This is a genomic window from Lutibacter sp. (genome assembly GCF_041555395.1).
Classification (GTDB): Bacteria; Bacteroidota; Bacteroidia; order Flavobacteriales; family Flavobacteriaceae; genus Lutibacter.
Genome location: NZ_JBFFKM010000068.1, coordinates 1 through 10,478, shown reverse-complemented (window position 1 = coordinate 10,478; position 10,478 = coordinate 1). Strand labels below are relative to the sequence as shown.

Below are 10,478 nucleotides of genomic sequence, written 5' to 3'. Positions count from 1 at the left end.
TTTTTATATATTTGGATGGGAAAACGAATTCCACCAAATGAAAAATTTTATTACCATCCTTCTTCTTTTTTGCACTTTAAATATTTTAGGGCAAGGCGAAGCAAATTTTTGGTTTTTTGGTCAAAATGCAGGAATCAACTTTAATTCAGGAAATCCTGTTTCAATATCAGGAAGTTTGAATACTAATGAAGGTTGTTCTTCATTTTCAGATAAAAATGGAAATCTATTATTTTATTCAGATGGAACAACCGTTTGGGATAAAAATAATACGCCTATGCCCAATGGAAATGGCAGCTTAAAAGGTCACCCTTCTAGCACACAATCCGCCATCATTGTTCCTAACCCAGGAGATAACAACCTGTTTTACATTTTCACAGTAGGAGCAATTGTTGACAATATTGGTGAATTTGGCTTCCATTGTTATACCGTTGATATGACTCAAAATAATGGTTTAGGTGACATTGTTAGAACACCCATTGACTTATCGGATGGAAGAAATGAAGATTGGTCTGAAAAAGTGGCCTCAGTAAAAGGAAATTCCTGTAATACATTTTGGATAATTTCATTGGTTCAGAATACTTTTTATAGTTATAAAGTTGATATTGATGGACTTCATCCACCAATAAAGTCTGTAGTTGATTATTTTTCAAGTGACAGAAGAGGTTATTTAAAAGTTTCTCCTGATGGGAAAAAATTAGCAAGTGCTACTTTTACTCAATATTATGATAATACAGGAGTAAATATTTTAGGAAATGGCAAACTTCATTTGTATAGCTTTAATGATTTAACTGGTGAGGTTTCTAATAATGGCATTGAAATTATTTCAAACACTGCCTTAGATGGATCTCCTTACGGTGTTGAATTTTCACCTCAATCAACAAAATTATATTGTTCAACTTTTGACGGAAGCAATAATAAACTCTATCAATTTGATTTGGAAAACGCTAATAACAAAACACTTATAAAATCACAAATTGGTTACAGAGGCGCTTTACAACTGGCACCCAATGGAAAAATTTATGCTACTGTGCCTTCTGGTTATTATAACGGAACGCGCTTTTTAGATGCCATTAATTTACCTGATGAATTGGGAGTAAATTGTAATTATCAAGAAAATGCAATTGATTTGGGTTCAGGAAGGGCAATGCAGGGATTGCCGCCTTTCATCGCTTCCTTGCTATTGCCAATTGAAATTACCAGTGTTGAAAATAATAATCAAATAATTACAAATCAAAAAGTTAAATTATGTGTTGGTAGCGATTATACTTTTAAGGCTGAATATTTACCTGGAAACCCTTCTTATAGCTGGACACTTAATAATTTAGAAGTAAATGATACCGCAACCTTACCATTTTCAAATATACAAACTTCTCAGGCTGGGATTTACAAATTGGAAGTTAATTTAATTGATGATTGCGGTTTTCCAATAATTTACAAAGGAAATTTTGAAGTTGAAGTTTATTATCCTCCTGTTATATCAAATTCTTTTATTTATGATCAATGTGATATTGATAACAATAGCACTGATGGAATTACACAATTCAATTTAACAACCAAAATTGAAGAAATTACACAAAATGATCCAAATCTTGAGGTTTTGTTTTTTCAAACTCAAGCCGATTTAGATTCAGATAATCCAATTTTAGATTCAGAAAATTACACATCTGCAACCAATCCTACTATTTTTGTAAAATTAACCAATAACCTTTCAGGATGTTTTACTACTGGTAAAATGGCGTTAAATGTGTATCCGACAAGTCTTGATTTATATGCCAATTATTACGAATGCGAAAATGATATTTCTTCAAATAATGATTTAAAAAGTGTAGGAAGCGGAAACGCAACATTTGATTTTGAAGTTAAAAGACAAGAAATTGAAGCCATTTTTACAGATTCATCTATTGAGGTAGAATTCTATCAAAACACCAATGATGCTCAATTACAAATTAATTCATTACAAGGAATTATTGAATTCCCTTCAAAAGAAATTATTGTAAGAATTTCAAATAAACTTTCTAAAAACTGTATCTCAGTGGGAAAATTTGATTTGGTAGTAAACAAAATCCCTATACCAAATGGATCTGATGATAACATTATTTTATGCGTAAGTAATCCGAGAGATAACCCTCAACTATTTACTACCTATTTAGATGGAAAAACCCTCAATCCAACTGATACTTACCAGTGGTATTTCAATAACAACCCTATTTCTGGCGCAACAAATTCGTTTTATGAAGCAAGTGCAGAAGGCATTTATAAAGTTGAGGTGGCGCATAAATTTGAAAATAACCTCATTAATTTGAATGATGATAGTTACTGTGTTGGTTTTAATACTTTTAAAGTAATAGAATCGAACCCTGCTGTTATTAATCAAAATGACATCAAGATTCTTGACGACTCAGAAAATAATTCCATCACCATAGACACCAAAAACTTGGGTATTGGAGATTACGAATTTTCTTTAAATGATCCTTACGAAAATTATCAGGATGATCCCTATTTTGATAACATTAGACCCGGCATTCACACCCTTTATGTTCAGGATAAAAATAGTTGCGGCATTGCTTCCATAGAGGTTTCGGTAATTGGCTATCCAAAATTCTTCACGCCAAATAGCGATGGCTATAATGATACTTGGAATATTTTGGGGGTAAATGAAAATTTTTACCAAAAGACAACTGTTTATATTTTTGATCGGTTTGGAAAACTCATTACTATTATCGGTTTGTACAGTGAAGGTTGGAACGGAACCTTCAATGGTAACTTTTTACCCGCAACAGATTATTGGTTTTCTGTTGAATTGGTTGACCTTAACGGAAATGTCAGGATTAAAAAAGGACATTTTAGTTTAATAAGACGATAATAATATTTTCTCAAAACTACATTTTCAAAAAAAGTAAAGATTTGTTAAATCTGTGATTGCCCTAAAAAACTTCAGAATTTAGTTTATTTTTGCAAAATGCTATTTAAATTAGAATCGAATTTTAAACCTACCGGAGACCAGCCCGAAGCAATCAAGCAACTTGTTGAGGGTTTAAATTCCCATGAGAAATACCAGACATTATTAGGTGTTACGGGTTCCGGGAAAACATTTACGGTAGCAAACGTGATTCAGAATGTGCAAAAACCAACATTGGTTTTGGCACATAACAAGACATTGGCGGCACAATTGTATTCAGAATTTAAACAGTTTTTTCCAAATAATTCAGTGGAATATTTTGTTTCCTATTACGATTATTATCAGCCGGAAGCCTATCTTCCAACTACGGGAACTTTTATCGAAAAAGACTTATCTATCAACGAGGATATTGAAAAGTTGCGAATCAGTGCCTCTTCTGCCCTGCTTTCTGGACGAAGAGACGTCATTATTGTGGCCTCAGTATCGTGTATTTATGGCATTGGGAATCCTGTTGAATTCAAGAAAAACATCATTTATATTGAAGTCGGCCAAGCAATTTCGCGAACCAAATTTTTACACCAACTGGTGGCAAGTTTATATTCAAGAACCGAAGCCGAAATTAGCAGCGGAACCTTTAAAGTGAAAGGAGATACGATTACCGTTTATCCTTCTTATGGCGAACATGCTTTTAGAATTCACTTTTTTGGCGATGAAATTGAAGAAATAGAAAGCTTTGACGTGACCAACAATCTGGTTGTGGAAAAATTTGAACAAAGCACCATTTATCCGGCAAATTTATTTGTGACTTCACCTGATGTTTTACAGAATGCCATTCACAGCATTCAGGAGGATATGGTGAAACAGTGCGACTATTTTAAAGAAATTGGAAAGCATTTGGAAGCGAAACGCCTAAAAGAACGCACGGAATTCGATTTGGAAATGATTCGCGAACTGGGTTATTGCAGCGGCATTGAAAATTATTCCCGTTATCTCGACGGCAGGGAAGCAGGAACACGCCCTTTCTGTTTGCTGGACTATTTTCCCGAAGATTATTTAATGGTTATCGACGAAAGCCATGTGACCATTCCGCAAGTTCATGCCATGTATGGCGGCGACCGGTCTCGAAAGGTAAATTTGGTGGAATACGGATTCCGATTGCCGGCAGCCATGGATAACCGTCCGTTGAAATTTGGCGAATTCGAAGAAATTCAGAATCAGGTGATTTTTGTGAGCGCCACACCGGCCGATTATGAATTGCAAAAAACAGAAGGCGTTTTTGTGGAACAGGTAATTCGTCCGACAGGCTTGCTGGATCCTGAAATTCAGGTGCGTCCGAGCATCAACCAAATAGATGATTTAATTGAAGAAATACAGTTGAGGGTTGAAAAAGACGAGCGTACACTGGTCACTACTTTAACCAAAAGAATGGCTGAAGAACTTACAAAATATTTAAGCAGAATACAAATTCGCTGCCGATACATTCACTCTGATGTGGATACTTTAGAGCGTGTTGAAATTATGCGTGATTTGCGCTTGGGATTGTTTGATGTGCTTATTGGCGTCAATCTTTTGCGTGAAGGACTCGATTTGCCTGAGGTTTCATTGGTGGCAATTTTAGATGCCGATAAGGAAGGTTTTTTGCGATCACACCGCTCTTTAACTCAAACCATTGGCCGGGCCGCAAGAAATATTAATGGAATTGCCATTATGTATGCCGATAAAATAACGAAAAGTATGCAGCTTACCATAGACGAAACAAACCGACGTCGTGAAAAACAGATTGCCTACAATACTGAGAATAATATTACCCCGACCCAAATTATAAAGAGCATAGAAAATATCATGGGACAAAACACGGCTTCAACATATAATTTTGAACATTTAGCAAACATTGCCGCCGAAGAAAAAATGGATTATATGACGAAGTCCGAATTGGAAAACAGCATTCGCGAAAAACGCAAACAAATGGAAGATGCCGCCAAAGCACTCGACTTTATTGCTGCCGCAAAATTGCGTGATACCATTAAGAAGTTGAAAGAGAAGATTTAGGTTGGTTGTTGGTTGTTGTAAAAGAAGTTTTATGAAACTGATTTCATAAAACTTCTTATAATGTATTATCAATAAAGGGCTTAAAAGGTTTTTACCAACTATTTTTCAGTATTATGCCGAAATTTCTAACCTTTAACTAAAAAAACTAGTTTCCTTTTTTGTAATCTGCCAAAAACTGCGCTAATCCTATGTCTGTCAATGGGTGTTTCAATAATCCCATAATAGCAGATAATGGACCAGTCATCACGTCAGCACCTAATTTTGCGCAATCTATAATATGCATGGTGTGACGAACTGAAGCTGCCAAAATTTCTGTTTCATAACCATAGTTGTCGTAAATAAGTCTTATTTCAGAAATAAGATTTAATCCGTCTGTTGAAATATCATCTAACCTCCCAATAAAAGGAGATACATAAGTCGCTCCTGCTTTAGCAGCCAGCAATGCTTGTCCGGCCGAAAAAACCAAAGTCATATTCACGCTAATACCTTTATCCGAAAAGTATTTACAGGCTTTAATTCCATCAGCAATCATTGGTAATTTAACCACAATTTGCGGATGTAAATCGGCCAATGCTTCACCTTCCTTAACCATTCCATCGAAATCAGTTGCAATCACTTCGGCACTAACATCGCCTTCCACAATATTGCAAATTTCCACATAATGTTTCAAAATATTGTCCTTTCCTGTAATGCCTTCTTTTGCCATTAATGAAGGATTTGTGGTCACTCCATCCAAGACACCTAATGCCTGTGCTTCTTTAATTTGCTCGAGGTTCGCTGTATCAATAAAAAATTTCATGTGTTGTGATTATTAGTTTATACTGAATTGTTTATTCTGCAAAAGTACCTAAATGATTACAATTTGTAATGATTCATTAATAACTTTTCATAAAGTTTATCAGGTAAAATTCTTTTCAATAAAATAGAGAATTTTTGCATAAAATCGCCAACTTTGTAATGAATTTTAGGTTTTGGCGTAATTATAATTTTAAAAATAGCTTCTGCCATTTCAATTGGATTGCTTCCGCTATCTACATGAGTATCCATTAAATTCAAATTTTTCTGATAGTTTTCCTTGTAGGGCGAATTTTCAATAACGGCCGTATGGTATCTTCCCGAAGCAATATTTGTTGCAAAATCACCCGGTGCTACGTTGGTCACTTCAATGCCGAAGCTTTTAACTTCCATCCTTATGGCTTCCGTCACAATTTCCAAAGCACCTTTTGTTGCTGAATAAATTCCCCTGAACGGCAATCCCATATATCCTGCAATAGAGGTAACGTTAATTATTAATCCGCTATGTTGTTTTCGCATTTGGGGTAAAACTGCCTTCATCACTTCAATTGGTCCGAAAAAATTGGTTTCAAAAACGTTTCGCATTTCATCAGTTGGCGTTTCTTCGATGGCACCGGTAATTCCCATTCCTGCATTATTAATCAAAATATCGATTCTTCCTTCCGCAGCAATTATTTCATCAACAGCTTTTATAATAGAATCCTTATCATTGACGTCCAAAGCAATTAAGTGAAACGGATGATTTGTTATTTTAGCCGGATTTCTGCTTGTTCCATAAACGATGAATCCATTTTGTATTAAAAATTCACCGACGGATTTCCCTATACCTGAAGAACCTCCCGTAATTAAAACGACTTTATTCATTAACAGTTGTAAAGTTTAAAAGTTAGAAAGCTGTAAAGTTAAAAAGTTAAAATTAGGTTGAAGACTAAAAGTGAATTTTTTACTGATGTTTTCTTTTGGGTTGCCTTCTTGCCAGCAGGCATGAATTTAGCATAGGAGCATAAAAAAAGGGCAAGCGACCTACATCACACCGCTACAACCTAATACCTTTGCTGCGTTCCCGCCCTGGAGGGTTCAAAGGGAGCTGGTTGTGCAGGACTTGCCCAGCGGCAAATTTACAATCATTTTTTAATTTTATCACTATTTTTTTATAATTTTAGTGTAACAAATCTAAAATAGTGTTTACTAATTACTTAGTAAAGAATATCCATTATTGTTCACATTTAACCACTTATAGTAATTAGGTATTTAGTATATTTGTTCAACCAAAAATCAATTAATTAATCAATCAATTATTATGGAAAACCAAGAAATATCACCAAAACAAATCATGTTAAACTACGGTTTAATATTAGGATTTGCATTAATTTTATTTAATGTGGCATTATATGCAATGGGAAAAACCTACGATCAACATTGGTCTGTGGGTGTAATCACCACATTAATAACTGTTGCTGCCATCATTTTAGGCATTAAAAAAATTAAAGAACTTAACGTAGGATTTTTATCATTGTCCGAAGCATTAAAAACCGGATTGGGAATTGCTCTAGTCTCTGGAATTATTTACGCAATTTACATGTTACTATTCGCTAATTTTATAGAGCCTGAATTCTTTGCCAGAATGACTGAAGTTCAGCATCAAAAAATGATAGAAACTTATCCGAATTTTACTGATGAGCAATTGGAAGCCTCTGCGGAAATGGGAAAAAAATTCTCTGGACCCGTTATAAGTTCAGCTGCAATAATTATAGGAAGTCTGTTTCTTGGATTTATAATTGCGCTAATTGGAGGCTTGATTATGAAAAAATCCGATGAAGAAATCACCAGTATTTAAAAAAAAATAAATGGATATATCCATAGTCATTCCACTACTTAACGAAGACGAATCTTTAAATGAATTACACGACTGGATTGCAACTATTATGCAATCCAATCGTTATTCTTATGAATTGCTTTTTATTGATGACGGCAGCACAGATGATTCCTGGAAAGTTATCGCATCCCTGTCCGAAAAAAACCCAAATGTAAAAGGCATTCGATTTCAAAAAAATTACGGAAAATCGCAGGCTTTAAATGCCGGATTTAAAGAAGTAACAGGTGATGTTGTGATTACGATGGATGCCGATTTACAAGATAGTCCGGATGAAATTCCTGAACTTTATAATTTAATTAAAAACGAAGATTTCGATTTGGTTTCGGGCTGGAAAAAAAAGCGGTTCGATTCAAAAATCAGGAAAAATATTCCATCAAAATTATTCAATGCCGCTGCACGCAAAACTTCAGGCCTAAAATTACACGATTTTAATTGCGGATTGAAAGCCTATAAAAATGAAGTGGTCAAAAATATAGATGTGAATGGGGAAATGCACCGATACATTCCCGTACTGGCCAAAAACGCAGGATTTAATAAAATTACCGAAAAAGTGGTTGCGCATCAGGCCAGAAAATACGGTGTTACCAAATTTGGAATGGAACGATTCATCAATGGATTTTTGGACTTAATTACCATTTGGTTTTTGTCTAAATTCGGCAAAAGACCTATGCATTTATTCGGATTGTTGGGAACGCTTACATTTTTCATCGGATTTTGTTTTGCGCTTTCCATAGGAATTGACAAACTATTTTTTAATCCGACAGGTCGGTTAATTACAGAAAGACCTACTTTTTATTTGGCGATAGTAGCCATGATTATCGGAACGCAACTTTTTTTGGCCGGATTTTTAGGCGAACTCATTTTACGTTCAAAATCAGACACCAAACGTTATGCTATTTCTGATAAAATCAATAACTAACGTTTTTAACATATTTGAACTATTTTTGCAATATTAATTTTTTTACGAAATGACTAAAATTTTAAACAAAGCCAAACTTTGGCTTACAGATACCTTTGATGCAAAAACAAAAGAGGAAGTGCAACAATTAATTGATGGGAATCTAACCCAATTAACAGAACATTTTTATCAGGATTTAGAATTTGGAACTGGAGGAATGCGCGGTATTATGGGCGCGGGAACAAATAGAATCAACAAATACACCCTTGGAAAAGCCACTCAGGGACTGTCAAATTACCTTCAAAAAACATTTCCAAATAAACCATTGAAAGCGGCAATTGCTTTTGACTGCCGACATAATAGCAAATTATTTGCAAAGATTGTGGCGGATGTATTTTCCGCAAACAAAATTAAAGTATATTTATTTGAAGATTTACGTCCGACCCCGGAACTTTCATTTGCCGTAAAATATTTAGGATGCGATGCCGGTATTGTTTTGACCGCTTCCCACAATCCGCCAGAATATAATGGCTACAAAGTATATTGGAATGATGGCGGACAAATAATTCCTCCACAGGACCATGAAATTATTGCTGAAGTTAATAATTTAGATTTTTCGCAAATTAACTTTAAAGCCAATGAAAATTTAATTGAAACTATTGGCGAAAAAGTGGATCAAGCTTTTATAAATGCTTCTGTGAAAAATGGTACGTTTAACACAAAAGGCAAAGAAAACCTAAAAATTGTTTTCACCTCTTTACACGGAACTTCCATTACCGCGATGCCTCAGGCTTTTGAAAAAGCAGGCTATACAAATGTTCATTTCGTTGAAGAACAACGTGTTCCAGATGGTGATTTTCCTACCGTTAAATCTCCGAATCCGGAAGAGCCGGATGCCTTGAAAATGGCTACTGACCTGGCTGAAAAAATCCATGCGGATATCGTTATCGGAACCGACCCTGATGGCGACCGATTGGGAATTGCAGTAAGAAATTTGGAAGGGAAAATGACTTTGTTAAACGGTAACCAGACCATGTGTTTAATGACCGACTTTTTAATCAGAAAATGGAAAGAAGCAGGTAAATTAAACGGAAATCAATTTGTGGGTTCTACTATTGTTTCAACCAATTTGGTGAATGAAATTGCCGCCAGATACGGTGTTGAAACTAAAGTTGGACTGACCGGTTTTAAATGGATTGCAAAAATGGTTCGTGATGCCGAAGGCAAACAAGATTTTATAGGCGGCGGCGAAGAAAGTTTTGGTTATATGATTGGCGATTTTGTGCGTGATAAAGATGCAGTAACAGCTACCCTTTTGGCTTGTGAAATTGCCGCAAATGCAAAATCTAACGCTAGTTCTATGTATCAGGACCTTTTGCAGATTTATGCCGATAACCATTTTTACAAGGAACATTTAATCTCTATTGTTAAGAAAGGAATGGATGGCGCTGACCAGATTAAACAAATGATGGTTGCGTTGCGCGAACATCCTTTTACGGAAATTGATGGTTCAAAAGTGACTTATCTTTTTGATTATGAAGCTTCAACAAAAAAGAATTTACTGACAGGAAGTGTTGAAAATATTGACATTCCTAAATCCAATGTACTCATATATCATACAGAAGACAGCACAAAAGTAGCTGCAAGACCCAGCGGAACAGAGCCTAAAATAAAATTCTATTTTAGCGTGAAAGGGAAATTGGATGCTGTTGAAAATGCAAAAAAAACAGAAGCCGAACTTGATGCCAAAATTCAGCGTATTATTGCTGAACTGAAATTGAATTAATTATAGTCCGAAGACGGAAGTCCGAAGTCCGAAGTTAAAAATCAAAATTCAATTTCATTTCTAGTAACAAATCAAGCTCTCTTTCCTTTGGAAAGAGCGGGGAGATAGGATTAAAGTTAAACAACAATAAAAAATTAATGAAATATTTCAGGCAAATATTGGTTTATGCCAAACC

The 10,478-nt window shown here is 35.1% G+C and carries 7 protein-coding genes and 1 other RNA gene; 5 read left to right on the top strand and 3 right to left on the bottom strand.

The features are described from left to right. Both ABY285_RS11265 and uvrB read left to right on the top strand, forming a co-directional pair. Positions 1-2,863 (top strand): T9SS type B sorting domain-containing protein (locus ABY285_RS11265; RefSeq protein WP_372770106.1); only part of this gene is annotated, 2,863 nt, incomplete at its 5' end. Between the two features lie 96 nt (positions 2,864-2,959). Continuing rightward, the gene (gene uvrB / locus ABY285_RS11260; protein WP_372770104.1) at positions 2,960-4,948 is read left to right on the top strand and encodes an excinuclease ABC subunit UvrB; all 1,989 of its coding nucleotides are present in this window, start codon (positions 2,960-2,962) and stop codon (positions 4,946-4,948) included. A 145-nt stretch (positions 4,949-5,093) separates the two neighbouring features. On the opposite strand, the gene fsa is transcribed toward uvrB, so the two are convergent. From fsa to ffs, 3 genes are all read right to left on the bottom strand, one after another. Then, entirely contained in the window at positions 5,094-5,747 is a 654-nt protein-coding gene (fsa, locus tag ABY285_RS11255) for a fructose-6-phosphate aldolase (protein WP_372770102.1), read from the bottom strand. Between the two features lie 56 nt (positions 5,748-5,803). Next, a complete protein-coding gene (locus tag ABY285_RS11250) occupies positions 5,804-6,607 on the bottom strand; it encodes an SDR family oxidoreductase (RefSeq protein ID WP_372770100.1) in 804 nt (267 codons plus the stop codon). A 145-nt stretch (positions 6,608-6,752) separates the two neighbouring features. Continuing rightward, an RNA gene (ffs, locus tag ABY285_RS11245) (signal recognition particle sRNA small type) lies at positions 6,753-6,851 on the bottom strand. A 192-nt stretch (positions 6,852-7,043) separates the two neighbouring features. Here ffs and ABY285_RS11240 point away from each other — a divergent pair. From ABY285_RS11240 to ABY285_RS11230, 3 genes are read left to right on the top strand one after another with little or no spacing between them, the layout of a single operon-like run. Further along, positions 7,044-7,580 carry a DUF4199 domain-containing protein gene (locus ABY285_RS11240; RefSeq protein ID WP_372770098.1) on the top strand — a complete coding sequence of 179 codons (537 nt, stop codon included), beginning with the start codon at positions 7,044-7,046 and terminating at the stop codon, positions 7,578-7,580. A 10-nt stretch (positions 7,581-7,590) separates the two neighbouring features. Then, positions 7,591-8,538, top strand: a complete 948-nt coding sequence (locus tag ABY285_RS11235; RefSeq protein WP_372770096.1) for a glycosyltransferase family 2 protein — start codon at positions 7,591-7,593, stop codon at positions 8,536-8,538. A gap of 49 nt (positions 8,539-8,587) precedes the next feature. After that, positions 8,588-10,303 (top strand): phospho-sugar mutase, encoded by a 1,716-nt coding sequence (locus ABY285_RS11230; RefSeq protein ID WP_372770094.1) that lies wholly within the window; start codon positions 8,588-8,590, stop codon positions 10,301-10,303. Positions 10,304-10,478: the final 175 nt, after the last annotated feature.

Excerpts from the sequence above, each read along its gene's own strand:
- uvrB (WP_372770104.1), top strand. The coding sequence starts at position 2,960 with ATGCTATTTAAATTAGAATCGAATTTTAAACCTACCGGAGACCAGCCC.
- fsa (WP_372770102.1), bottom strand. The coding sequence starts at position 5,747 with ATGAAATTTTTTATTGATACAGCGAACCTCGAGCAAATTAAAGAAGCA.
- ABY285_RS11250 (WP_372770100.1), bottom strand. The coding sequence starts at position 6,607 with ATGAATAAAGTCGTTTTAATTACGGGAGGTTCTTCAGGTATAGGGAAA.
- ABY285_RS11240 (WP_372770098.1), top strand. The coding sequence starts at position 7,044 with ATGGAAAACCAAGAAATATCACCAAAACAAATCATGTTAAACTACGGT.
- ABY285_RS11235 (WP_372770096.1), top strand. The coding sequence starts at position 7,591 with ATGGATATATCCATAGTCATTCCACTACTTAACGAAGACGAATCTTTA.
- ABY285_RS11230 (WP_372770094.1), top strand. The coding sequence starts at position 8,588 with ATGACTAAAATTTTAAACAAAGCCAAACTTTGGCTTACAGATACCTTT.